The organism is Flavobacterium ardleyense, from assembly GCF_033547075.1.
In the GTDB taxonomy this organism is placed as follows: domain Bacteria; phylum Bacteroidota; class Bacteroidia; order Flavobacteriales; family Flavobacteriaceae; genus Flavobacterium; species Flavobacterium ardleyense_A.
Genome location: NZ_CP137891.1, coordinates 696,562 through 722,225 on the forward strand (window position 1 = coordinate 696,562; position 25,664 = coordinate 722,225).

Below are 25,664 nucleotides of genomic sequence, written 5' to 3' on the forward strand. Positions count from 1 at the left end.
TATTTCGATTATTCCATTATTTCGATTGCTCGTAAAACCAAAAAAGCCGACTCGTAAAAGTCGGCTTTTGAATATATGATAAATGAAGTTTTAGTTCTTCAATGCTTCTGCTCCACCTACGATTTCTAGGATCTCGTTGGTAATTGCGGCTTGACGTGCTTTGTTGTACGTAAGCTTAAGCTGATCTCTTAACTCGGTTGCATTGTCGGTTGCTTTGTGCATCGCTGTCATACGCGCTCCGTGCTCTGCAGCAAATGAGTCGCGAAGGGCTTTGTACAATTGCATCTTTAACATCTTTGGAATTAGTGTTAAAACGATTTCTTCTTTTGATGGTTCAAAAATATAATCAACACTCGGCACCACTACATCTGAAGCAATTGGCTGCAACGGTAAAAACTGCTCTACTTGGATTATTTGTGTCGCGGCATTCTTAAATTGATTGTAAACCAATTCGATCTTGTCGTAACGACCTTCTTTGAAAATCAACATCAGCTCGTCGGCAATTACAGCTACATTTTCAAAATTTAAGGCATCAAAAACGGCATTGTGATTGGTAATTACCAAATTGTTTTTGCTGATTACATCATGTCCTTTTTTACCAATAGTAATAAAATCCACTTTCTTGCCCGCATACTTTGTATCAAGCATTCTTCGAGTTTCTTTTACCACATTCGAATTAAAGGCACCACTTAAACCTCTATTTGAAGTAATGGCTACAACAAGAACATTTTGCACTTCACGCTGCGTTGTAAAGTCTCCGCCTGCTCCTTCTTCAAGAGTAGCACTTAAACTTTGCAATAATTCTGTCAGTTTTTGGGCATAAGGACGCATTGCAGTAATTGCATCTTGCGCTCTTTTTAATTTCGCTGCAGACACCATTTTCATCGCAGAGGTAATCTGCATCGTTGACGAAACGGAAGTAATTCTGTTACGGATTTCCTTTAAATTGGCCATTTTATTTGAATTGTATATAGTAAAAATTTGTATAATGTATACTGTATTTGACTCAATCAAAACACAGTATACAATTATACAATATACTTTTTTTAGTTATATTTTGCAGAAAGCTCTTTTGCTACCTTCTCGATTACGTCTGTAATTTCGTCTGTAAGCTTACCAGCTTTTAGTGCATCAAGAGTTGGTCTGTGCTTCGCATTTAAAAATTCTAAGAAGTCTTTTTCAAATTCTTTTACTTTTGCAACTGGCACATTTCTAAGTAGGTTTTTTGAACCTGCGTAGATAATAGCTACTTGATCTTCTACTGTATAAGGATCGTTTAATCCTTGTTTTAGGATCTCAACGTTTCTTCTACCTTTTTCGATAACGTTTAATGTTACTGCATCAAGGTCAGAACCAAACTTTGCAAACGCTTCCAATTCACGGAATTGCGCTTGGTCAAGTTTTAATGTTCCTGATACTTTTTTCATTGATTTAATCTGTGCGTTACCACCAACACGAGATACCGAAATACCTACGTTGATCGCTGGACGTACACCAGAGTTAAACAAGTCACCGTCAAGGAATATCTGACCATCTGTAATCGAAATTACGTTGGTTGGAATATACGCCGAAACGTCACCTGCTTGTGTTTCAATAATTGGCAAAGCTGTAAGTGAACCACCACCTTTTACAATTCCTTTGATAGAATCTGGAAGGTCATTCATTGTTCTTGCAATTTCGTCATTGTTAATTACCTTACAAGCACGCTCTAATAAACGAGAGTGTAGGTAGAAAACGTCTCCAGGATATGCCTCACGTCCCGGTGGTCTTCTTAACAAAAGAGAAACTTCACGGTAAGCAACTGCTTGCTTAGATAAATCGTCATAAACAATAAGAGCTGGACGACCAGAATCTCTAAAGTATTCTCCGATAGAAGCACCTGCCATTGGAGCATAAACTTGCATTGCTGCTGGATCTGAAGCGTTTGCTGCCACAATTACTGTGTACTGCATTGCACCTTTTTCTTCTAGCATTTTTGCGATTCCTGCTACAGTTGAAGCTTTTTGCCCAATTGCAACATATATACAGAATACAGGTTTTCCTGCATCAAAAAATTCTTTTTGGTTAAGAATCGTGTCAATACAAACTGTTGATTTTCCAGTCTGACGGTCACCAATTACTAGCTCACGTTGTCCACGACCTACAGGAATCATTGCATCTACTGCCTTAATACCTGTTTGCAAAGGTTCAGTTACCGGCTGACGGTAAATAACTCCTGGTGCTTTTCTTTCAAGAGGCATTTCGAATAATTCTCCACCAATTGGTCCTTTTCCATCTATAGGAAAACCAAGTGTGTTTACTACACGTCCTACCATTTGCTCACCTACTTTAAGTGAAGCGATGCGTTGTGTTCTTTTGGCAGTTGAACCTTCTTTGATACCAGTTGATGGTCCTAAAAGTACAACACCTACGTTATCCTCTTCAAGATTCAATACGATACCTTCCATACCGTTATCAAATTCTACCAATTCTCCATATTGTACATTAGACAAACCGTAAACACGTGCGATACCATCACCTACTTGTAGTACAGATCCCACTTCTTCCAGCGTAGCTCCCGATTCAAAACCAGACAACTGTTTCTTTAATATTGCTGATATCTCAGCAGGCTTAATTTCCGCCATAATTGTTTCTAATTAACTTAATTATAATTTAATTCTTTTTGTAACTTTTTGCGACTAATTGCTTAGTTCGCGTTTCAGTGTGTGTAAGCTGTTTGCTATCGAAGCATTATACTGCTGATCACCGATTCTGATAATAAAACCACCAATAATCGCTGGGTCTACTATATTTTTTATAATAATTTTTTTGTCTGAGAAAGTTCTGATCTTTGCCATTACTTTTTCTTCCAATGCTTGATCCATTGTAAAAGCTGTCGTTACTTCTGCATGCTGAATGCCTTTTGACTCGTCATACAATTTGCTAAACTCAACTGCAATATCGTGCAAAAGTTCAAAACGTTTATTTTCTAATAATAAACGGAAAAGACTTTTTGTTACTGCATGTGTACTGACAAATATTTCTGATAACGCATCGTTTTTTGCCTCAACATTAAGAATCGGATTGCTAATAAATAGCTCTAACTCTTGGTTTGAAGCTACAGTAGAAGCAATCAGCTTCATGTCTTCCTGCACCATATCAGTTGCATTAAGACCATTTGCCTGATCTAGGATTGCTTTTGCGTAGCGAATTGCTGCTCTTGTGCCTGCCATCTTAGTTTAGTTTTACGTCATCTAACATTTTCTCCACCAATTGGGTTTGAGAATCTTTGTTAGAAAGTTCAGCTTTCAATAATTTTTCTGCGATGTCTAGTGACAAAGAAGAAACTTGAGTTTTGATTTCAGCCATAGCTGCATTCTTCTCATTTTCGATTGCCATTTTTGCTTGCTCAATCATTTTTGCGCCCTGAACTTGTGCTTCAAGTTTAGAATCTGCAATCATTTTTTCTTTAATTTCACGAGCTTCTTTTAGCATAGCGTCACGCTCTACTCTTGCTTCTTGCAAAATTCTTTGGTTTTCTTCGTTAAGACTTTGCATTTCTAATCTTGCAGCATCAGCAGAAGCTAGTGCTTTGTTGATAGAATCCTCACGTCCTTTGACAGCTCCCAAAATTGGTTTCCATGCAAATTTAGATAAAAGAATAAAGAACAAGATAAAGATAATCGTTGTCCAAAATATTAAACTTTCTGGTGATGTAAAATTCATAAAAATATATATTTAAAAAAATTGAATGTCTTTAGAAAAAACTTCCTACAGCCAACCGCTATAGGAAGTTTAGTTTTTTAATTATGCGTTTGTAATTAACGCAACAACTACTGCGAAAAGTGCAACACCTTCAATAAGTGCAGCAGCGATAATCATAGCAGTTTGAATTTTTGCAGCAGCTTCTGGCTGACGTGCAATAGCATCCATTGCTGAACCACCGATTTTTCCAATTCCAAGTCCTGCTCCGATTACAGCTAATCCAGCTCCGATTCCAGCTAATACCATCTTAATAAAATTTTATAGTTAATAATTAATAAAACACATTTTAGTGATGATCATGCTCTTCTACAGCCTGACCAATAAACAATGCAGAAAGCAGTGTAAATACATACGCTTGCAATGCTGCTACTAACATTTCTAATACTGACATAAACAATACGAAAGCTCCAGAAATAGGTGAAACTGCAACAGTTTCGAAAATAAAAATTAGAGAAAACAAACTTAAAATGATAATGTGACCCGCAGTAATATTTGCGAACAAACGTATCATTAAAGCGAAAGGTTTTGTCAACATTCCAATAAGCTCTACAGGAATCATAATTGGTGCTAACCAAAATGGAACTCCCGGTGTATTAAAGATGTGACCCCAGTATGATTTGTTTCCACTAAAAGTTGTAATAAGTAATGTAATAAACGCCATCACAAAGGTGAAGTAGATATTACCAGTTAGATTCGCGCTAAATGGGAAGAAAGGAATTAAACCTATAAGGTTGTTAATCCAGATAAAGAAGAAAACCGTTAATAAGTACGGCATATACTTCGCGTATTTTTTCTCTCCGATGTTTGGTCTGGCGATATCATCACGTACAAAAACGATTAATGGCTCAAGAAAACCAGCAATTCCTTTAGGCGCTAATTTGTTTTTATTGTATGATTTAGCAACAGCTAAAAATATAATTAAAAGTATAATTGAAGACATAAACATCGAAAACACCAACTTCGTAATTGAGAAGTTTAATGGTCTTGCATCAAAATTAAAGGCTCCTTCTGTTTTCTCTTTTGCTGTTAAAGCATCATATTTATCCTTGTAGAAAATTATTTCGTTATTTCGAACAAATTCTTGTCCTCCTTGGTTAACTACATGCTCTCCGCTATTATCGTGGTGAAATTGCTCAGAAGAAAACGTTACAAGCCCATTATCTGTCCATAAAATAACTGGAAGATAAAAAGAAATTGGGTGTCCGCCCCAGTCCATAATGTGAAATTCGTGCGAATCTCCAATGTGACCGTTGATTAAATCTGTTGGGTTAAACTTTTCCTTCACTTTTTCAAGTGTAGTGGCTTCTGATTGCTCAACAACTTGAATTTCTGTCGTAGGTGACTGAATATCAGTTTGATTGTTGGCAAAACCAACAAGTGGGCAACAAGCTAAAAATGCTAAGAAAACTAACTGCAAAGGTTTAATTGAAAATACCATTATTAATTTGTGTATCGAATTTAAGTTTCTAAAATTTTTGCAAAGGTACATTTATAATTCGGAGTGTAAAATATTAAAATATAATTTTTCTTGAATCTTCTAAAATTCGTAAATATTTGATATTATTACGATTACTTACTATTTATGATTTTTATCGCAAAAATTGTCTCAAAAAATAAGAATAAGAAGTACGGAATAAAAAATGCCGCGATATCTGGCACTGGCTCCGCAAGCTTTGCTTTGATCAGCGGAATCAAAAATACGACCGCCGCTAGCATTTGCATAAGTGTTGCACCCATAAATGCATAACCTGTATATTCTTTATACAAATTATGCACGGCAAGCAGTGCAGAAAACACCACGATTACGCTTACAACGTGAAAGAGATAGATGGTCCACAACGGGTAAAATAATGGGGTTTTTGCCGCCAATTGGGCAGTGATAAAATATTGTAGAGAAAATAAAATCGCTACGAAGGGAATAAAATACTTTAGAAAATTCAAGAACTTGGACATCATTATTTATTTAGATTTTTTACCTGCCTTATCACATTATAAAGTGCGATAAAAACAGAGAAAAGGGACAGGCAGATGGTAAAGATCGAATTTGTCATTCCGTAACGCTCATCTAGACGCACGCCGATGTAGGTAAATATAAAGATGATTATTCCCATTTGAAAAGGAATATTCATCATCTGAATCCACTTTGAACTATCTTTTTTCTTGGGTGAGCTGGAGTCTTCCTTCATGAGCTGGTAGGTTTTTGATGGTATTGGTCATTGTACAAGAGGCAGTAAATTCGGCTCCTGGCTCTACCGAAAGTTTGGAAGTACTAACTTCTCCATTAATTTTGGCATTGGACTTGACACTAAGAAGTTCGGCAACCTGAATTCTTCCTTCAAATTTTCCTTCAATATCTGCATTTTTGCAAATTAGATCCCCAATAATAACGCCTGCAGGCCCTATTACAATTTTTGCGTTCGATTCAAAATTTCCGATTAGTTCACCATCCATTCTGAAATCGGTTTGCGAGATGATATTACCTCGGATAACTGTTCCTTCTACAATTCTGTTCGTTTTGCCTAAGAGCTCGGTTGAGGACTTAGGGCTTTTTTCAAACATACTCATTATCTGTTATTTTTTTTGTCTTTTTGAGGATTTTGACCTTGTGGAGCACTACTTGGTGTAGCTGGTTTTCCAGGATTTTGAACTTGAGGTGCAGTGCCTGGCTTAATAGGTTTGCCTCCGTTTTTTAAATCATTTTGATTTTGCAGTCCAACTGTTCCAGGAGGAAGTTTTGCTTTTGGAGTTGCCACTGGAGCAATATCTGTTGGAGCTTCAACTGGCATTACCTTTAATTCAGTACTTAAAAATTCAGGCAAATCTTTCTTCATCTGCAACACTTGATAATTGTGAGCAGAAATTATAATTGGCTTCTCGGTTACTTTGTACTCTTTAAATTCAGCCAAAACACTAGACATTCCTTCGGCAGCAGCATACGACTTAAAGCCATAAATAACCACAAAGTTGTCAGTTTCTGTAAACATATCAAAAGAGCCCTTGATATTACTGATTGGTCGATCCTTTAAAAACTTTGCAATTTTTGCCTGTAGTTTTTTCGTATTAACGTCAGTAGAATCTTTTACAGCGTACAAAATTCTCCAGCTATTATCTGGATTTGCATTGTAACTCATTTTCTCTAATCGTAGATAATCTCCTCGCAAAATTGCTTCTGCTTCTTTCCCTTCGTCAGAGTTTGGATAAGTAAGAGCCACAAAATTAAGCGCTGGTTTATAAGCAGTCAAGCCTTTAATTTTTCCTATAGAATGTGCTTTTAGCAATTCAAACTTTGCTACGATTTCTTCACCAGTATATTGGTCAATTGCACTATTTAATTCTGGTAAAACTTGTTTGTATTGTCCAGCTTGATATTTTGCGTATAGTTTATTGTATGCTGCCTCTGGAGACATTGCTGCAATATCATCAGGATTTACGTTGGATAATATTTGTGCATAACGAGATTCTGGATACTCACTCATTATACGTTGCTTCATCCCTGCCATTTTTGGAGAGTCCGTAATTTCATATATTTTATACAAATAATACATCGACGGCAAGACTAATCGTTCTTCAGGATTCTTTTCCAAAAGACTTTCTAATTTATCCGAAGCCAATTTATATTCTTTAAATTTATCTTTATAAATCACCCCCAAATTGTAGTAAGCAAAATTTCTATCTTTTACCAAAGTCGCAATTTCCTCCAAATCTGTCGGAATTTGAGATGTGTAAAAAGGAACGGTATATTTTGGATCTACAAAATCCTTGTCTACCTTATTTCCTTCTTCGTCTAGCATATCAGAATCTGCAATATCATCGTCGCTCATACCACTAAACTTCGATGATGAAAACTTCCAATTTTCTGCGTATTTTCTGTTTCCCCACAATTTTCTAAACTCATTCTTACCAAAAGCGACTGTCGTAGGATTGTAAAAGTAAAATGCGGTGACCGGAGTCGATTTCGGTGGCGAAATTCCAGTATTTGCATCGATGGCAGCTACCATATCCATTGATGTTTCTTTGGATTTCATTCTCGAAGACCGTTGTGCAGCGGCAGAAGTTGCAGAAACAGCATCGTCAGAATTCATAGATACCGAACCCTGTTGAGCAGCCATCTTCTCTTCTTGTTTTTTTCTTAAATCGTCTGCAATCTTTAATTTGGCAATATAATCTTCAAAATATACAGTACGCGCACTTTCACTCATTGCAACTAGCGAGAGAATGCTATCATTTACGTTGGCGATGCCTTCATATTTGATAACATCAACTAGATTGTCCTTCTTTTTTTTGATGGCATTAAATTCTCTTGTTCGCGGATTAAGTTGTACAAGTGTGCTATCGTAGTAATTAAAAGCATTACTATATCTGGCATCATCAAAATAGATATCGGCCATATTTCGGTAGTTTGACGCTACAAGGTATTTGTCAGAAGTTCTTCTTTTTAATGAAGCATTGTAGTATTTCTTGGCATTTTCTGGAAGTTTATTTTTCTCGTAAAATAATGCCACTTGGTGATTTAACACATCTAAGAAAGGACGGTTTTCACGATCTTCAAGCAACTTTGTATACTTTTTCATAAAGGCAACTGTATCGCCTTTTGTAGCATCAAATTGTGCAGCTTGTCTCGCATGCGCCTGAATTATATAGCGTCTAGGAGACGAGCGTTTCATATCTATAACCGATTGAAATGCCGCATAAGCACTATCTTGGTGACCTAATTGCTCGTACAATTGTCCTAAAATAAAATTGTATCGTGCCTTTTCTTCTTTTTCTTTTGTAAATTCTTGTGCTACTTTAATATGTGCAATAGCGGTGTCTTTTATTTCTAAATTTAAGTAGGCTTGCGCCAAAATAGCATTGGCATCAGCAACTATTTGATCTTTAAATTTAATATCTTTTAGCAGTCGCTTTAAATTAAAAATTGCCAACTCGTCATTTTCTAATCGGATATTGGTTTTCTCCCTCCAAACTTTGGCTTCATAAATTTTGTCGCTGCTTGGATATTTGTACAATATATAATTGAAAGCTTCCAGAGCAGGAATAAATCGCTGATCATAATATCTTGCTTTTCCAAGCATCAAGTGCGCCTCATCTATCTGCGGATTTTTTTCGGTTCCGCCAATATTCATCGAATGCTTCTGAATTGCCTTGATAGCTTTGGTTTCTGAACGCTCGAAATTTGAATTTCTCTTCTGGCCCGGCAGCAAAGTTTCGGCGGTAATTTGCATACGCTCTATTGGAAGTACATCCCAAAAGTCGTCGTTATAATTGGTTTTCAGGTCATTAATTCCAGCCTGTAATGCCAAATCGCCGTTGTACAAAATATTAAATTCTGTACTCACAGCGTGAGAATTTCTGGAAATGAAGCTGTCTTTTTTGACTGAGCAAGCAATCATAAAAACTGACAAGCCAGTAAATATGCCAATCTTATATATCGTGGTTTTCAATGTAGAAACGTTTTATTCTTAAACTTTTAAAAGCTAATTTTAGTATAATGAGTCGTAAAAATACGTTTCTTTTTGTTACGCCGAAAAAAATGTATGATTATTTAAAATCTCATCAGCGCGAAGCTCACAACAACAAAGGGAATTTAATTCCTTACTGCCTCATGATTATAGCACATCGTACTACACTGCAAAAAATGTTTCCAATTCTGTTAATGTTTCAGCAGTAGTGAGTGTGTCTTTTACAATCGTCCCTTTTTCGAGCACTACAATTCGGTCGCAAACCTCAACGGTGTGCTGCAAGTCGTGGCTTGAAACCAATAATGTGCGACTCGAATCGGAAGCAATTTCTCGCAAAATTTTCTTTAGTCTGCTTACAGTTGTTGGATCTAAATTCGCGAAAGGCTCATCTAAGATAACAACTTTCGGATTTCCAATTAAAGCTGCGATAATCCCGACCTTCTTCTGATTTCCTTTGGACAAATCACGGAGATATTTTCGCTTGTTTAAGATTTCGTCATTAAAAAATTCAGCAAATGCAGCAAGAAATTCATCTATTTGTAATTTGGTCTGACTTCTTAAATCTCCAATAAAATAAAAATATTCTTCGGCGGTGAGATAGCCAATTAAGAATGTCTCATCAATAAATGCGGTGGTAAATGGTTTCCAGGCTTCGCTAGTACTTACGTCAATACCATTATTTGTAAGCTGTCCTGTAGTTGGCGCGATTAAATCCAGCAGCAAACTGAAGAAAGTAGTTTTTCCTGCACCATTATTGCCAGCTAAACCAATGCTCTCTCCAGTTTTTATAACTAGATTTTCGATGTTTAAAACGGTTACACCGTTGTAGGTTTTTGATATATTTATTGCTTCGATCATAACTAATTGCTTTGTTTGTAAGCTTGAATGGTTTTATACTTTTCTTTTTTGTAAACTTTTTCTATTTGTGCAAAAACTAAGTTTCGAAATAAAAATCCTAAAATTCCTGCTGCTGCAACAAAAATTAAACCTGCAGTGGGACTGATAAAGAAATTTCCCGCAAAATATAGGGCAAGTGGCAAGATCAGTTTCGGAATTGTTAATAACAGCGATTGTGCATTAAAAGCTTTTTTATCTCCAAACATTCCTTTACTTGTCTGCAAGTCTATGGGAGTTTTGATATAGGCGCCAGTTAGTAAAACCAAATGTGAGTTGACACCAATATTATAAATTCCGCCCACTAGCACTGCGAGATAAACTTCCCAACCCCACATTAAATAAAATGCCGCAATTGCGGTCGAGATTATCGTGGCAATAACAATTAACCACCATTTTGAATTTAAATATTCTCTATAATTAATATTTTGAGTCATCATTAAGGGATAATATGCGCTGTCCCAACTCGGAACATATTGACCATAGGTAAAAAGAAAACCGCCAGTAACGAATATCCCTGCAAAAATCTTCATAACATGGGAATCAAATTCTGGATTTTTAAAGAAAATTAATCCATAAAACAAAAACATTACACTTACAAACAAAGTGGATTTTGCTCTTTTATTTCGAGTAATTAACCGCAAATCGTTTTTCAAGAAGGTTCCTAATTTTCCAAATCTTTCAAGCCATGAAAAGTTTTCACTACTCGCAATTGTATGTTTTTCGACCAAAACGCTGTCTAGACTTAACCCTTTCAGAAAGAACTTATAAGTAGCTATAATTGTAAAAACCAAAGCGGCGACAGGTAAAATCCACATAAACGTAGTATGAGAAATTCCATCAAAAAATGGAAATGTAAATACCGTAATATCTAAAACCTCATAGTATTGTAAGGCAGCAAGAACTGCTAGTATTACTAGAAATGCAGTAAAAAGATTGTCTTTATTATTTAAAATTATATTTAAAAAATTCAAAAAATAAACTATCGACATCATCGCTACAAACCAAAGTACAGTGGACAAAATATCGTATCCTTGAACAAGCAAAACAATGGTAAAAGGAACAAAAAAGAATAATTGAAGAAAGTTGAAGACCGAAAAAACTGTCTTCCCAAGTGCAAACTTTACGATAGTCGACTTCCTAATATTCATCAAAAGCAATGGCTTGATATTTATCACTGGAATCTTTTGTAAAGCCAAACGTGCCGAAATATCTGCAAGAAAATAAAAAATCAGATATTTATTTACAGTGGCCAATGGCTCGAGATTGAATTCTTCTTTTATTATAAAGAATACTCCAATACCTAAAAGTAGGAAAGTAGCCATAAAATAGACTGCTACAAAACCCATCAAAATCTTCATTGCTACCGAATTGCCAAAGGATGCGGATCGCACAAAGGCTTTCCATTCGAGATACAGAAACTTTTTTATCATATAAAAACATTTACAAAGGGTAAGTAATCAAAAGTAGAAAAATGTTACAGATTAATATAAATTTCTTAAAAAGATGTTAGAGTAATGCTAATTCGCAATCATTCTGAGAAATTTGCTACTTTTGTAAAAAATCCAAATTAATGTCGTCATTCTATAAATTAAGTATAAAAGAAGTAAGGCGCGAAACTGACAATGCTGTTTCAGTCTTATTCAACATTCCGGCAGAACTAAAAGATCATTATAAGTTTATAGCTGGTCAATATATTAATCTGAAATTAACTTTAGACGGAGAAGAAATTCGTCGTGCCTACTCTATATGTTCATCTCCAGACAGTGGCGATTTGCGTATTGCGATTAAGTCGGTCACCGTTGGTGCCTTCTCTACTTTTGCCAATAGCAAAATGAAAGCGGGAGACGTGCTCGAAGTTGGTACTCCAGAAGGAAAATTCACTTTTGAGCCATCTGCAGGTGCTCAGAAAAATTATGCAGGATTTGCTGCTGGAAGTGGAATCACTCCGGTGATGTCTATTTTGCAGAATGTAATGGAAAATGAACCTGACAGTACTTTTGTATTGGTTTATGGAAATAAGTCACCCGAGCATACTATTTTTTCAAAACAACTCCATGATCTTCAATTAAAGTATACTGGACGTTTATTCGTGCATTATGTTTACTCGCAAGCCAAAGTTGAAGGCGAACTTTTTGGAAGAATCGAGAAATCGACGGTCAATTATGTTCTCAATAATAAACACAAAGAAATTGAATTTGATAAATTCTATCTGTGTGGTCCTGAAGATATGATTATTCGTGTTGCCGATGTTCTGAAAGAACATAATATTAAAGAAAAAGATATAAAATTCGAATTATTTTTTGCTCCTAAAGCTGAGAATGAAATTGATACATCTCTTGATGGAACTACGAAAATCACCGTAATGGTAGATGATGAAGAGACTATCTTTGAAATGTCTCAAAAACAATCTGTGCTTGATGCGGCCCTAAAACAAGGAATTGATGCGCCCTATTCTTGCCAAGGCGGAATTTGTAGTAGTTGCTTGGCGCGAATTAAATCTGGTACAGCAGAGATGAAGAAAAATGCGATTTTGACCGATAAAGAAATTGCCGATGGATTGATTTTGACATGTCAGGCACATCCAACATCAAAAGAATTGTATATCGATTATGATGATGTTTAGGAAGTTTTAGATTCTGAGTAGTAGCTTATATGTCTTGATACCTAAATCTTTATACGTTATACTTCCATCTTAATACCTAATTAGATTGAAAAACAAACTCGACATATTCAAAAATGCGCAATTGTTGTTGGACGAACCAGAAGTCCAACAACTTTTGTCGTATTGTGAGAGTTTGGAAGATGAGTTGGTCGAATTCAAATTTGAAAAAGCCAACAACAAAGAGCTAATCATGCTTGATATGCTCAAGGAAGTTGTAAAAAGTTGTGCAGATATTCGCCAACAAGAAATGGATCACGAACGCTTTGGGTATGATCTTCCTGATTATTCTGAAGCCATTCAGAATTTGAGTAGTTATATTTTTGAAATGAATCGAAATAGCAGACTTGGATTATAATTAGGTCGTTTTCAATTTTGACTTCCCAATTTTTTTGAACTACAATCCTATTACTATTAACTGTATAGTTACTAGTGTTTACTTTGAAATAACTCCTTCAATAACATTAACAACGCGCTCAGGTAGTATACTTCGCATTGCATCTTTGTATCCGGGAACTTCTATATTTCCATAAACCGAAGTTGGCAAAAGCGGATACTTCTCGCGATCTGAAGTAATCAGATTTTCTTGAGGTTGTCCAAAGGGAGCGAAACCTGCAAAAGGATGTGTTGCTCCCCATAAACTAACTACGGCAACACCGTAATTTGCCGCAAGATGTGCATTGCCAGAATCCATACTCAACATCACATCAAGATTCGAAATTAGTTCTAATTCCTGGCCAAATTTTAAATTCCCTGCCACCACGATTACGTTTTCAAGCGTTCCTTTAAAAGTATTTAATTGTTGAATTTCTTCTTGGCCTGCGCCAAATAAAAACAGCGTATTCGCATTATTCTTAGCTAATTGACTGATTACTTCTTGCATCAAATCGGCTGGATAAACTTTACCATCGTGCTGTGCAAAAGGAGCAATTCCGATCCACTTTGACGCTTTTAGGGCTAATTTTCCCGCAAAAAGCTCTGTTCCTCGTGAAAATGGAAGTTTTTCTAAAAATTTAATCGAACTCTCATCAATCAGAAATCCTAAATCTTCAAATACTTCAAGGTAGCGCTGCATGGAAGTTTTAAGCTGTTTGAACTCTTTATTTTTCAAACGTACTAGAGCTTTCTTTTCCTTTCTGCCTTTGTCTATCGCGGCTGTCGGAATATTGGTTGCCGAAAAAAAGTAGCGCACAACCTTCGACCGAAGTACATTATGCAAATCGGCAATTGCATCTACCCCAATATTTTTTAGATCTTGGTATAGCTGTACGATGCCTTTAAATCCTTTATGTCGCTGATTTGTATCAACAGCAAGAAATTCGCAGTTGGGAATAGCATCGAATAATGGTTTAAGGAATTTTCTTGAAACAATGGTTATTTTGATCTCCGGATGCCTTTTCGCGAAAGCGGAAATCACAGGTACCGTCATTGCAACATCTCCCATTGCGGAGAGGCGAATGACGGCTATATGTGTGATTTTTGTAGACAAATTGGATTAATTATTTCTTAGTCTGATACAAAACTGGATTAGTGTCTACATCATTATACATTTTCATCTGTTTGTAAACTTTCATATACTTTTCGCCGGTTTTGATATCTTCTAGCAAATCATCTATGGCTGTTGCCAAATCTTTGCGCTGCTCCAGCAAGATATTTAATTTGATTTCGCAGTTTTTACGGTGCTCTTCCGAAGCTTCGGTTCGAACAGCTTCTTCTCGCATATGGTGAATTTTTAAGGCCAAAATCGAAAAACGATCGATTGCCCAAGCTGGACTTTCTGAATTGATTTTTGCATTTGGCTTAGTTTCAACACCTGCATATTTTTGCAAAAAATAACTGTCAATATATTCAACCATGTCAGTACGCTCTTGATTAAAGGCATCAATACGACGTTTTAACGCCAATGCAGCAACTGGATCAATTTGGGGATCTCTAATTAAATCTTCAAAATGCCATTGAACAGTGTCAATCCAGTTTTTTAGATATAATAGATGCTCAATTTTTTCTTTTGGAAAAGGATTGTTTATTTGTTGGTCAACACTATCGTAAACATGGTAGTCATGGATACTTTGTTCAAAAACAGAAAATGCAAGTTGTGAAAACATATTAATTGGATTTAAAAACCAAAGATACTTTTTATACATTTATAGTCTGAAAAAAATTTCAGTTACTAACCCTAATTATAGCTTTTCAATGCAAATACATCATTTATCAGAAAACAATAGTGTACTCAACCACTTTCTATCAGAAATTAGAAATGTTGATATTCAAAAAGATAGTATGCGTTTTCGCAGAAATATTGAGCGCATTGGCGAAATTATGAGTTATGAGTTAAGCAAGAATTTAGATTACAATCCCATCACAATCACCACTCCCTTAGGAAAAAAAGACACTTCCGAAATTGCAAATCAGCTCGTGCTTTGTAGTATTTTAAGAGCCGGACTTGCACTTCATCAAGGATTTCTGAATTATTTAGACCAAGCGGAAAATGGTTTTATCTCGGCTTATAGAACCCAGGCCACGGCCGAAAAAGAGTCGGAAATTTTTGTCGAATACCAAGCAATTCCGGTGATTAATGAAAAAATTTTATTGCTTGTAGATCCTATGTTAGCAACGGGACAATCGATGGTCGCCGTTTTTAATAAGCTGCTAGAAAGGGGTACTCCAAAAGAAATACATCTCGCTGTTGTTGTCGCTGCACCACAAGGAATTGAATTTCTAAAAGAGCATATTCCTGCCAACTGCCACTTATGGATTGCCACAGTAGACGAAGGTCTAGATAAAAAAAACTATATAATTCCAGGTCTTGGTGATGCCGGAGATTTGGCATACGGAAGTAAATTATAGTTGACTAATAAACAAGTACAGCGCACAAACAATTAAAACACCAACCGTAAGCTCTTGACGAACTTTGTGTTTTGCCCCCTCGACTTCATTGGTTGCCATAATTGCTAAGGGCAGAAATGTAAAAATTAACAATTCATTGCCTTTTAAAGGAGAAATCAAGAATACAAAAATTCCCACAAACAGCGACAATATTATTATTTTGTAAGCCGACTGTACTATTATTGGCTTCTTTGGCAAGGCCGCTATCTGCGAAAAAATTAAATAAATCGCAATTGCCGCAAATATACTAAAGGCAATATTTTCCTTGGTATTAGCAAAATAATCCAACTTAAATGATGTTGTAGTCTTTTTTATAAGTACTTCTATAGCCGCAGCATCTATGGCATATGAGTAAAGCAGAAAAATTATAAATACCGTGATAAAAGCAATAAATGGCAGGAGCCAGTTTCTATAATCGCGAGCAGCCGAAAAAAGTACCGAAACAAACACTACAAAAATGAACAAAATAGCCCAAAAATGAAAAAGTGCGGCAGCAAAAACCCATAATGATGCATCAAATACTTTTTCTTTCTGATTGCTATCAGACTGCAGGGACAGTACTCTCCGGGTGGATAATAAAATGAAGAAATTAGAAACTAATAGATTGCCATTGTCCAATAACTTTGGAAAAAACAACAGCATCAGAAAAAAGAAAAATATTGTGTACGCACTGTCTTTGCTCAGAGAATTCTTTTTTGCTATGAAGTTTGACAAAAATAAAGACGCTAAAATAATTACAAATATTCCCGCTTTTTGAATTAAATCAGCAACAGAAAAATCTGGCTTGGCATTATCAAAATGATATAAAAAAAAACAAAATAAAACCACTAGAAGGACTAATGCATAATTAATTGGTGTAGATTTTTTAAAAAGGCTTGTTATCATGGTGATATTTTATACTTTTGTATTTGTAAATATAATACAAGTTTAAAAATGAAAGCATTTTTTGAAGGAATACAGTCACTCTTTGTAGATTTTCTTTTTTTACCAATGAATTTTCTAAGAGAATTAGAATTGACTACTTGGTTTGGTGCCAATATTATCAATTGGATCTTTGTAATAATTTGCACTACTGCAATGGTTTACTGGGTAAAACAATTGCAGTTGCACAAATCAAACAATGAAGATTATCAAGATACTACAGCGCATTCATTCTTTAAATAAGTCGAATCCGATATCTTTTCTATAATACATCTTATCAAAACTAATTTTATTTATGTTTTGATAAGATTTTTTTATGGCCTCATCTATGTTTTCGCCAAAAGCAGTTACCGCGATTACGCGCCCACCATTGCTTAACACTTTATCTCCTTCAGCTTTTGTGCCCGCCTGGAAAATCAAAGCATCTTCAATCGCTACCGAATCAATTCCGGTAATTTCTTTTCCTTTTGCAAAATCTTCAGGATATCCACCCGAAACAAGCATAATAGTTGCCGCTGATCTTGCGTCAATTTCCACACTAGAAAGTGCCAAACTTTGACTTCCAATTGCATGGAAAAGTCCAACTAAATCAGATTGTATTCTTGGTATAACGACCTCTGTTTCAGGATCTCCCATTCGCACATTGTATTCAATTACAATAGGTTCGCCTTTAACTATAATTAATCCTATAAAGATAAATCCTCTGTAATCGATATTGTCTTTGGCAAGACCGTCAACCGTAGGTTTTACGATTCTATCCTCAATTTTTTGCATCAATAATGGTGTTGCAAATGGCACAGGAGAGATTGCTCCCATTCCGCCAGTATTCAAGCCCGTATCACCTTCACCAATGCGTTTGTAATCTTTCGCAGTAGGTAGAATTTTGTAGCTTTTTCCGTCGGTCATTACGAAGCAGCTCAGTTCAATTCCGTCAAGAAACTCCTCAATTACTACTTTCGAACTTGCATTTCCAAATTTGGCATCGATAAGCATATTGCGCAATTCGGTTTTAGCTTCCGCCAAATTATCGATGATCAACACCCCTTTTCCAGCCGCAAGCCCATCCGCTTTCAATACATAAGGTGCAGATAATGTCTCTAGAAATTCACAACCCTGCTCTACCGTTTCGGCCGTAAAACTATCATATCCCGCAGTCGGAATATTATGTCTAACCATAAATTGTTTTGCAAATTCTTTACTTCCTTCAAGTGCTGCTCCTTGTTGAGAAGGACCAATCACAGCAATATCTTTCAAATCTTCACGATTTTTAAAATAGTCTACAATTCCATTTACCAAAGGATCTTCAGGCCCTACCACGACCATTTTTACATTATTGTCCAAAACAAATTTGGCAACCGTATCAAAGTCATTCGGATTCATCGCCACATTGGTAGCAATAGCAGCTGTTCCCGCGTTTCCTGGCGCCACAAAAAGGGTTTCGCACAATGGACTCTGAATCATTTTCCATGCAAAAGCATGCTCTCTTCCGCCTGATCCTAATAATAAAATTGTCATCTGTAAGTATTATTTAGTTGTCAGGCAAAAATAGCGGGTTTTTTGCGGAATTAAGAATTTTCCATATTGAAAAATTTAAAGATTGAATGATTTAAGGATTTACAGATTGCAGAAGCGTTCTTAGAAGTTTATTCATGATTATTTTTTGGCAGCTTATCCCGCTGTACTTTCCAAGAATCCCACAAACAAGGTGATTTTGCAAGATAATAATGGAGCTTCCGTTGGTCGCTCATTATTCTCAGCAAAAATCTACCTTGTTTTGCGGCATTGCTTTCCATTCCCATCGGGGCTGAACGGAGAGCCGAAATGATCAAAAAGATTGAAATAATCAGAATGAAAAGAGAAAATTAAACTTTTACAATAACTAAAAATCCTTCAAAATTAAACAGTTGTCCACACTCCAAAATTCCCCTCTTTTCAAGAGGGGTGCCCGAAGGGGAGGCTGCTGAAAAAGTCCCTTCAAAAATGTGACATATTTTTCAATTAAAAGGAGTGTGAACTGTAGTGTTTACGCTCCTTTTTTCGTATTTTTAGTACTGATTATTAAGGCTTTTACTATGTTATTACAGCAGCAAAAAATTCAGTTAAGTGCGTATTCCGATTTGTATGACTTAGTTATACCTAAAGAAAATCTTCTTAGAAAAATCAATGACCTAATTGATTTTTCTTTTATTTACGATGAATTGGTTAGCAAATACTGCCTCAATAATGGACGCACTGCAGAATGTCCTGTCCGTATGTTTAAGTATTTACTATTGAAAACAATCTATTCTATTTCGGATGCTGATGTTGTGGAGCGTTCTCGTTTCGATATGTCGTTTAAATACTTTCTTGAAATGGCTCCAGAAGATGGCGTAATAAACTCGAGTTCATTAACAAATTTTAGAAAGTTACGATTAAAGGATTCTGATTTGTTGAATCTTTTAATTGGGAAAACGGTTGCTATTGCTATTGAAAAAGGAATTGTAAATTCAAAATCAATTATCGTTGACGCTACTCACACCTTATCAAAATCAAATCCATTTTCTGCTCTTCAAGTTTTGAAAGAACGTTCAAAACTTTTACGTAAAGCTGTCTATAATTTAGATCCAGATTGGAAAGAACGAATGCCCAAGAAAAATGAGAATAACGATTTACAGAAAGAAATCGCCTATTCTAAAGAACTTATAAAAGCAATTGAATCGGATACTACATTGAGCTTAGTCCCTGTAGTGAAAGAAAAATTGAATCTATTGAAAGAAACAATTGAAGACACTCAAGAGAACTTAAACTTGTCAAAAGATAAAGATGCCAAAATAGGACACAAATCAGCCGATAGCTCCTTCTTTGGTTATAAGACTCATATTGCAATGACCGAAGAACGTATAATTACAGCGGCAGTAGTTACTTCGGGAGAAAGAGGAGATGGTCCTGAATTACCAACTCTTTTAAAGATCAGTCAAAACAATGGAATAAAAGTAGACACTATCATTGGCGATGGTGCATACTCTGGAAAAGAAAATCTTGAATTAACTTCTGGACAAGAAATAAAAGTGGTAGCAAGATTAAATCCTTCAATAACCCAAGGATGTAGAAAAGAAGAAGATAAATTTGACTACAATAAAGATGCTGATATGTTTGTTTGTCCAGCGGGTCATATGGCGATACAGAAATCAAAGCAAGGAAAAAAGAATGTCGGAACAAATCAAATACTCACCTTTTACTTTGATGTGGAGAAATGTAAAACTTGTCCATTAAGAGATGGATGTTACAAACCTGGCGCGAAAAGTAAAAGTTATTCAGTGTCTATAAAATCAGATTTACATAAGGCACAAATGGATTTTCAAGAATCGGAACTTTACAAAGAGAAGGCAAAACACAGATATAAAATAGAAGCTAAAAACAGTGAGCTAAAAAATGTGCACGGTTATGGTCGAGCAAATGCTTACGGAATAGAAAATATGCAAATGCAGGGTGCATTAGCAATTTTCACCGTGAATTTGAAAAGAATACTTAAATTAAATGTGTAGAAAATCTACAAGATCAAAAATCTTCATCACAGACTCCATAACGATCCTATAAAAGTGTATAAACGCCTTATAAAGCTTGAACTTTTTTGAAAAAATAAACACCAAAAAAGAAGGTCAAGTAAATAAAACGAAGTTTATTTACTCGACCTTCTTAATATGTTCTGAGAAACAGATACTTTTTCAGCAGCCTCCCCGAAGGGCGGGGTGTTTCGCCAAAGCAAAGCGTAATTTTCTTTATAAATATTCAAATAGCAAAGCTAAAAATCAGCTTACGCTCACGAACTATAAATCCGCACTGTCGCAAATCACCTTCTTAACCTATCCACAGAATCTTTTAATTTTTTACTTTCTATGTCTAATCTCAAGTCACTCTCTTTTACCCTATAGAGAATCTCAAACCTTTTAATAGTGTCTTCATAAGGATGTCCATAGAGTGAAGTGAGCTTCATAATTATACTGTCTTTAGAATATCGAATTATTTTGTAGCTATATACATCCATGAAATTTAACGTACTATCATTTCTTACTACCCATTTATTTGTCTTAAAAGATCGGGGGCGTGGTATCGAATCCAACTCAATATACATTCTTTTTCCAATAGCCTCCGTTGTGACATAAACTGTGTTTCCAATGCTATCTACGAACTTTTGAGCCCTTTTATCTGTCTCTTCACTTAGTATCAAATCATGTCTCATACTATAATACTCAAGAGTGCCTCTTTGATTAAAACCATACGTATAAATTGGCCCATCTTTAACACCATATTTATATTCATCCGGCCATTTATCCCAGTAGCCAATACTATCATTCGTTAGATTCTTTATGAATTCCGACTTAAAATCAGTTTTATTCTCAAAACAAGAATTGCAAATAGTTATTACCACTAATAAAGTGAGAAAATGTGTAATTCTCAACAACTTCAAGTTTCTCATAGATACCTTTTTATTTCACCTGCACTTTTATACTTTCCTTACCCACTCACCCTCTAACAAACCGTTAATTTTCCTACAGCTCCTGCATAAAAATAGTACTTTTGAGTAAAACACCACTATCTATGCTGAACCTTTTTGATTTATCACTTCTAGTAAATGGTTTTCCGATGGCGAAAGCACGCAAAAAATTAGCTGCGATTGTAGGTATTTCAGAAGATAAATATGCTCAATTCACAGATGATGTAAAAAAAGAAATCCTAGAATACCACCTTGCCAACAATCCCTTTTATAAAGAATTCATTGGAAATCGAGTTACCAACACATGGACTGATCTTCCCGTTATGCAGAAAAAAGATCTGCAAAGACCTTTAGCTGAAAGACTTTCGAATGACTTTACAATCAAAAATGTTTATATCAACAAAACTTCCGGATCGAGCGGTGCGCCATTTGTTTTTGCCAAAGACAAAGAATACCACGCTTTGATTTGGGCAAACATTATGCGCAAAATGCACTGGCACGGCGTGAACTACAACAAATCTTGGCAGGCTAGATTCTACGGCATGCCGGTTGATTTTTTAGGTAAAACCAAAGTTCGAATCAAAGATTTTCTGAGTCATCGCTTTCGTTTTAATATTTTTGATTCTAGCGATCAAGCACTAGAAAAAGTTGTCGAAAAATTTAGAAATAAGAAATTTTATTATATCAATGGCTACACAAGTTCGATAGTCTTGCTGGCAAAATTTCTGCAGAGGAAAGAAATTATTCTCAAAAACATCTGCCCTACTCTTCGCGTTTGCGTGGTGACAAGCGAAATGCTTTTTGCCGATGATAAGATTTTGCTGGAAGAGCAATTTGGAGTGCCCGTAATCAACGAGTATGGTTCGGCTGAACTTGATATCATTGCCCTAGAAGATCCCGAAGGAAAATGGCTTGTAAATGCCGAAACCGTGTTTGTCGAAATTCTCGATGATGATAACAATCCTGTGCCTTTGGGCGAAGAAGGAAAAATAGTGGTGACTGCTCTGTACAATAAGGCACATCCTATGATTCGATATGAAGTGGGAGATCGCGGCGCTTTGTCCGAAAATAGTACCGCAAAATATCCGATTCTAAAAAAACTGACCGGTCGGACCAACGATATTGCAATATTACCTAGCGGAAAAATCGCTTCGGGAATGACCTTTTACTCTATCACCAAAAAGCTTTTTGACGACGAAGGAAATGTAAAAGAATTTGTAATTGTCCAGCTCAAACCAAATACTTTTGAGATTATATATACAAGTGATAACCCTCTGACAACCACTGAAACTGAAAATATTAAAAGTGCCTTTTCGGCATTCTTGGAACCTGGGCTGACTTTAATTTTAAACAGAAAAAAAACTTTGGAGCGAAGTTCAGCAGGAAAGTTAAAACAATTTACTTCTGAGGTAATTTCTTGATATAAACTGGTTTGACTAGAAAATGAATCCATAGAAATAATACCATAGAAGCAAGAGACGCAAAAATACTTAGTTTGTGAAATTTTCTGTAAACATTGTAGTTATGTTTCAGAAGCGCGACTTTACCAGATGAAACACTCTGATCTCCAATTCGATAAAAGGCCAAACTTTCGGGAATTGCATGAGCTAATGGAACTTTTCTAAGAATATCAAGCCACAAAGTCCAATCTTGTCTTTTACGTGCATTATCTATCGTTAATTTTCCTACTTTTTCAGAATCATATATTGCAGTGAGGTTCCCAATCCAATTGGAAGTAAACATATTCGAAAAACTCAAAGTGTCTGGCGCTGTAATCTGCGTTCCAGTCTCTATGCCATCAGAAGAGATCAAATCATAATGACTAAAACAAAATGGATAATTATTGGCCTGCATGAAGGCAAGTTGTTTTTCTAACTTGTCTTCTCGCCAAAGATCATCGGCATCAAGAAATGCAATATACCTTCCTTGGGCCTTCTGGAGTGCTGTATTTCTTGCAACACCCGTTCCCGAATTTTGATTCAGCTGCTGTATTGAAATCCTTCTGTCTTTCGCGCAAGCGTGCTTAACAATTTTGACCGTAGTATCTGTCGAAAGATCATCAACAATAAGAAGTTCCCAATTGGTAAAAGTTTGATTTTGAATAGTTTGAATTGCCTGCTCAATATACTTCTCGGCATTGTAGGCGGGCATAATTATGGAGACAAGCGGCGCCATTAATAGGCTTTTTCTTCTCCTTTGAAGATATTGATAACGGTTTGAATTATTATTTTGATATCCAAAAGTAGTGACCAATTTTCTATATAAAACACATCAAATTTAATGCGGTTTATCATATCTTCATCTGTTTCTATCTCACCTCGATACCCACGTACTTGAGCAAGTCCAGTAATGCCAGGTTTGATATAATGACGAATCATATACTTCTTTATCTTTTGCCCGTATACGTAATTTTGAGCCCAAAGATGCGGTCTTGGACCAACCACTGACATATCTCCGATTAAAACATTCAAAAATTGTGGCGTCTCATCAATACTAGTTTTTCTGATAAATCTTCCGATTCTTGTTACGCGCGGATCATCTTTTCTAGCTTCAACTTCGGTAGTTGAATTCACCCGCATTGACCTAAATTTATAACAAGAAAATTCGTTTTCGTCAAGTCCTGGTCTACCTTGTTTAAAAAATATTGGTCCCTTAGATTCTAACTTAATCAAAATTGCGAGAATTGGAATAAGCCAAGAAAGTATAAAAACCATTACTAATAAAGAAAAGACAATATCAAAACTGCGCTTAATAATTTTATTTATAGGATCGTGCAAAGCGGTTTTGCGCAACGATAATACAGGAAAAAGTTCGTAATAATTTGTAACGAGATTTTTTGAAAATAATTGGGCGCTATCGGGTATAAATTTGATCGTCTTGCCGTGATTCTCTGAGAAAGTAATTAATTTTTTTAATCTTTCGTCGGATAATTCATTAAGAGAACAATAAATTTCATCTACCTTATTCTGCTTTACATAAGACTTTATATCGTCAATCCTACCTAAAACGTCCTCGTTTTGAACTTTATCTGAAAAATAACCTACAAATCGATATCCGTAGTCTACACGTTTATCAAATAGCTGTCGTAACTGTCTTGATTCCGGTGTGCAACCTACAATAATTGCGGATCTAAAGTTGCTTCCGGTCATAATTCTATACTTTTTCAAATAATAAAAAAGCAAAAATTTAAAGGTAACTATCACACATAAAGTTGCTAGCATGTACTTTGCAACAGCATTTCCACTAAAAAAAGCGGTATCTACAAAGGGAAAATATGCAATTACAACCAATAGAAAAAGCACCATCTGCTGTGACAGTTTTCTCAGAATTTCTACCGGAGTAGTAAAACGATAAACCGCATAAAATTTAATTATAATTGCAATAGTAAGCCATGCTACAATTTGATAGAAAGCGAAAGCAATGAAGTGTAGATTTAGCTCTCGCAAAAAGTATAATCCAAAAAGTACCACGACAAATAGGTCGAAGATAATACTTAATGGTCGAATATATTTTGAATATCTACCTATTTGTGCTGTAGTCATTTGCTAGTGAATAAAACCTGTAAAATCTTTATGCTCTTCTTCCTTAAGTTGCTCTTCTGGAAGATTTCTGAAGTAATCGTACGTAATTTTCATACCTTCTTCTCTAGAAACTTTTGCTTCCCAACCCAAAAGTTCTTTAGCTCTAGTAGTATCTGGCTGGCGTTGTAAAGGATCGTTCATCGGGAGTGGATGGTAAACAACTTTTTGCTTGGTTCCAGTTAATTTTATTATCTCATCAGCAAAATCCTTAATCGTGATTTCGTCAGGATTTCCAATATTTACCGGATAAACGTAATCAGAGTGTAGCAATCTGAAGATTCCTTCTACCTGATCATCCACATAACAAAATGAACGCGTCTGACTACCATCTCCAAAAATTGTGAGGTCTTCACCTCTCAACGCTTGCCCGATAAAAGCAGGAATTACGCGACCATCATTGAGTCTCATCCTTGGTCCGTAAGTATTAAATATTCTCACAATGCGTGTTTCTACACCGTGAAAAGTATGGTAGGCCATAGTAATAGATTCTTGAAAACGCTTGGCTTCGTCATAAACTCCACGTGGTCCAATTGTATTTACGTTTCCGTAATAATCTTCGGTCTGTGGGTGTACAAGAGGATCGCCATACACTTCGGAGGTAGATGCGATAAGAATTCTCGCCTTTTTTACGCGCGCTAATCCAAGCAAATTATGCGTCCCAAGTGACCCGACTTTTAAAGTCTGAATAGGGATTCTCAAATAATCTATTGGACTTGCCGGAGAAGCAAAATGTAGTATATAATCAAGCTCTCCAGGTACGTTAATAAATTTGGTTATATCGTGGTGGTAAAACTCAAAGTGCTCAAGTTTAAACAGATGCTCGATGTTTTTCAGATTACCAGTAATAAGATTATCCATACCAATTACATGATATCCTTCGGCAATAAAGCGGTCACAAAGATGCGAACCCAAGAAGCCCGCAGCCCCAGTGATAAGTATTCTTTTCATCTTCAAAATTTAACCTGCAAGATATGATAAAACCATAATATCATCATAATATTTAAGCCATTTATTACCGCTGCAATTGTGCTGCACTGTAAAGT

At 35.8% G+C, this 25,664-nt stretch carries 26 protein-coding genes; 6 read left to right on the top strand and 20 right to left on the bottom strand.

Features of this window, described 5'->3' with window-relative positions; translation table 11 throughout:
- Positions 1-90: 90 nt before the first annotated feature.
- The 12 genes from atpG to SBO79_RS03125 form a co-directional block, all read right to left on the bottom strand.
- Positions 91-954, bottom strand: coding sequence for an ATP synthase F1 subunit gamma (gene atpG, locus SBO79_RS03070; protein ID WP_318641717.1), 864 nt, complete (start codon positions 952-954; stop codon positions 91-93).
- Positions 955-1,046: 92 nt separating this feature from the next.
- Positions 1,047-2,624 (bottom strand): F0F1 ATP synthase subunit alpha, encoded by a 1,578-nt coding sequence (gene atpA, locus SBO79_RS03075; protein ID WP_318641719.1) that lies wholly within the window; start codon positions 2,622-2,624, stop codon positions 1,047-1,049.
- A 54-nt stretch (positions 2,625-2,678) separates the two neighbouring features.
- Entirely contained in the window at positions 2,679-3,212 is a 534-nt protein-coding gene (gene atpH / locus SBO79_RS03080) for an ATP synthase F1 subunit delta (RefSeq protein WP_318641721.1), read from the bottom strand.
- Between the two features lies 1 nt (position 3,213).
- A complete protein-coding gene (locus tag SBO79_RS03085; RefSeq protein WP_318641723.1) occupies positions 3,214-3,705 on the bottom strand; it encodes a F0F1 ATP synthase subunit B in 492 nt (163 codons plus the stop codon).
- An 81-nt stretch (positions 3,706-3,786) separates the two neighbouring features.
- Entirely contained in the window at positions 3,787-3,990 is a 204-nt protein-coding gene (atpE, locus tag SBO79_RS03090; protein WP_318641725.1) for an ATP synthase F0 subunit C, read from the bottom strand.
- A 40-nt stretch (positions 3,991-4,030) separates the two neighbouring features.
- Positions 4,031-5,182 (bottom strand): F0F1 ATP synthase subunit A, encoded by a 1,152-nt coding sequence (gene atpB / locus SBO79_RS03095; RefSeq protein ID WP_318641727.1) that lies wholly within the window; start codon positions 5,180-5,182, stop codon positions 4,031-4,033.
- A 131-nt stretch (positions 5,183-5,313) separates the two neighbouring features.
- Positions 5,314-5,700, bottom strand: coding sequence for a hypothetical protein (locus tag SBO79_RS03100; protein WP_318641729.1), 387 nt, complete (start codon positions 5,698-5,700; stop codon positions 5,314-5,316).
- A complete protein-coding gene (locus SBO79_RS03105; RefSeq protein ID WP_318641731.1) occupies positions 5,700-5,876 on the bottom strand; it encodes an AtpZ/AtpI family protein in 177 nt (58 codons plus the stop codon). The genes SBO79_RS03100 and SBO79_RS03105 overlap by 1 nt, the downstream gene beginning before the upstream one ends.
- A 16-nt stretch (positions 5,877-5,892) precedes the next feature.
- Positions 5,893-6,303, bottom strand: a complete 411-nt coding sequence (locus SBO79_RS03110; RefSeq protein WP_318643414.1) for a bactofilin family protein — start codon at positions 6,301-6,303, stop codon at positions 5,893-5,895.
- Positions 6,304-6,308: 5 nt separating this feature from the next.
- Positions 6,309-9,185 (bottom strand): type IX secretion system periplasmic lipoprotein PorW/SprE, encoded by a 2,877-nt coding sequence (gene porW / locus SBO79_RS03115; RefSeq protein ID WP_318641732.1) that lies wholly within the window; start codon positions 9,183-9,185, stop codon positions 6,309-6,311.
- 180 nt (positions 9,186-9,365) lie between these two features.
- Positions 9,366-10,061, bottom strand: a complete 696-nt coding sequence (locus tag SBO79_RS03120) for an ABC transporter ATP-binding protein (RefSeq protein ID WP_318641734.1) — start codon at positions 10,059-10,061, stop codon at positions 9,366-9,368.
- A gap of 2 nt (positions 10,062-10,063) precedes the next feature.
- Positions 10,064-11,530 (bottom strand): DUF5687 family protein, encoded by a 1,467-nt coding sequence (locus SBO79_RS03125; protein ID WP_318641736.1) that lies wholly within the window; start codon positions 11,528-11,530, stop codon positions 10,064-10,066.
- Positions 11,531-11,670: 140 nt separating this feature from the next.
- Here SBO79_RS03125 and SBO79_RS03130 point away from each other — a divergent pair, with 140 nt between their 5' ends.
- Together SBO79_RS03130 and SBO79_RS03135 are read left to right on the top strand one after the other, a co-directional pair.
- Positions 11,671-12,723 carry a 2Fe-2S iron-sulfur cluster-binding protein gene (locus SBO79_RS03130; RefSeq protein WP_318641737.1) on the top strand — a complete coding sequence of 351 codons (1,053 nt, stop codon included), beginning with the start codon at positions 11,671-11,673 and terminating at the stop codon, positions 12,721-12,723.
- A gap of 85 nt (positions 12,724-12,808) precedes the next feature.
- Entirely contained in the window at positions 12,809-13,117 is a 309-nt protein-coding gene (locus SBO79_RS03135; protein WP_318641739.1) for a hypothetical protein, read from the top strand.
- A 78-nt stretch (positions 13,118-13,195) separates the two neighbouring features.
- Here the strand turns inward: SBO79_RS03135 and SBO79_RS03140 are convergent, their stop codons facing one another.
- Both SBO79_RS03140 and SBO79_RS03145 read right to left on the bottom strand, forming a co-directional pair.
- Positions 13,196-14,248, bottom strand: a complete 1,053-nt coding sequence (locus tag SBO79_RS03140; RefSeq protein ID WP_318641742.1) for a glycosyltransferase family 9 protein — start codon at positions 14,246-14,248, stop codon at positions 13,196-13,198.
- 10 nt (positions 14,249-14,258) lie between these two features.
- Positions 14,259-14,864, bottom strand: a complete 606-nt coding sequence (locus tag SBO79_RS03145) for a DUF4254 domain-containing protein (protein ID WP_318641744.1) — start codon at positions 14,862-14,864, stop codon at positions 14,259-14,261.
- Between the two features lie 88 nt (positions 14,865-14,952).
- Between SBO79_RS03145 and upp the strand changes: the two genes are divergently transcribed.
- Positions 14,953-15,606 (top strand): uracil phosphoribosyltransferase, encoded by a 654-nt coding sequence (gene upp, locus SBO79_RS03150; RefSeq protein WP_318641745.1) that lies wholly within the window; start codon positions 14,953-14,955, stop codon positions 15,604-15,606.
- Here upp and SBO79_RS03155 read toward each other — a convergent pair.
- The gene (locus SBO79_RS03155) at positions 15,601-16,530 is read right to left on the bottom strand and encodes a DUF6427 family protein (RefSeq protein ID WP_318641746.1); all 930 of its coding nucleotides are present in this window, start codon (positions 16,528-16,530) and stop codon (positions 15,601-15,603) included. The genes upp and SBO79_RS03155 overlap by 6 nt on opposite strands.
- A gap of 48 nt (positions 16,531-16,578) precedes the next feature.
- On the opposite strand from SBO79_RS03155, the gene SBO79_RS03160 reads away from it, so the two are divergent.
- On the top strand, positions 16,579-16,809 hold the full coding sequence (locus SBO79_RS03160; protein ID WP_318641748.1) for a DUF6341 family protein: 231 nt from the start codon (positions 16,579-16,581) through the stop codon (positions 16,807-16,809).
- On the opposite strand, the gene purD is transcribed toward SBO79_RS03160, so the two are convergent.
- On the bottom strand, positions 16,795-18,081 hold the full coding sequence (gene purD, locus SBO79_RS03165; protein ID WP_318641750.1) for a phosphoribosylamine--glycine ligase: 1,287 nt from the start codon (positions 18,079-18,081) through the stop codon (positions 16,795-16,797). The two genes, SBO79_RS03160 and purD, sit on opposite strands and share 15 nt — an antisense overlap.
- Positions 18,082-18,638: 557 nt before the next feature.
- On the opposite strand from purD, the gene SBO79_RS03170 reads away from it, so the two are divergent.
- On the top strand, positions 18,639-20,090 hold the full coding sequence (locus SBO79_RS03170) for an IS1182 family transposase (RefSeq protein ID WP_318640627.1): 1,452 nt from the start codon (positions 18,639-18,641) through the stop codon (positions 20,088-20,090).
- Positions 20,091-20,395: 305 nt separating this feature from the next.
- Here the strand turns inward: SBO79_RS03170 and SBO79_RS03175 are convergent, their stop codons facing one another.
- A complete protein-coding gene (locus tag SBO79_RS03175; RefSeq protein ID WP_318641752.1) occupies positions 20,396-21,022 on the bottom strand; it encodes a hypothetical protein in 627 nt (208 codons plus the stop codon).
- Between the two features lie 122 nt (positions 21,023-21,144).
- On the opposite strand from SBO79_RS03175, the gene SBO79_RS03180 reads away from it, so the two are divergent.
- Complete coding sequence (locus SBO79_RS03180) at positions 21,145-22,461, top strand: phenylacetate--CoA ligase family protein (RefSeq protein ID WP_318641754.1); 1,317 nt, start codon at positions 21,145-21,147, stop codon at positions 22,459-22,461.
- Here the strand turns inward: SBO79_RS03180 and SBO79_RS03185 are convergent.
- The 3 genes from SBO79_RS03185 to SBO79_RS03195 are packed head-to-tail and all read right to left on the bottom strand — an operon-like array spanning position 22,439 to position 25,569.
- Complete coding sequence (locus SBO79_RS03185; RefSeq protein ID WP_318641756.1) at positions 22,439-23,215, bottom strand: glycosyltransferase family 2 protein; 777 nt, start codon at positions 23,213-23,215, stop codon at positions 22,439-22,441. The two genes, SBO79_RS03180 and SBO79_RS03185, sit on opposite strands and share 23 nt — an antisense overlap.
- Positions 23,215-24,582 (bottom strand): undecaprenyl-phosphate glucose phosphotransferase, encoded by a 1,368-nt coding sequence (locus tag SBO79_RS03190; RefSeq protein WP_318641758.1) that lies wholly within the window; start codon positions 24,580-24,582, stop codon positions 23,215-23,217. The genes SBO79_RS03185 and SBO79_RS03190 overlap by 1 nt, the downstream gene beginning before the upstream one ends.
- A gap of 3 nt (positions 24,583-24,585) precedes the next feature.
- Positions 24,586-25,569 carry a UDP-glucuronic acid decarboxylase family protein gene (locus tag SBO79_RS03195; protein ID WP_318641760.1) on the bottom strand — a complete coding sequence of 328 codons (984 nt, stop codon included), beginning with the start codon at positions 25,567-25,569 and terminating at the stop codon, positions 24,586-24,588.
- Between the last annotated feature and the right edge of the window lie 95 nt (positions 25,570-25,664).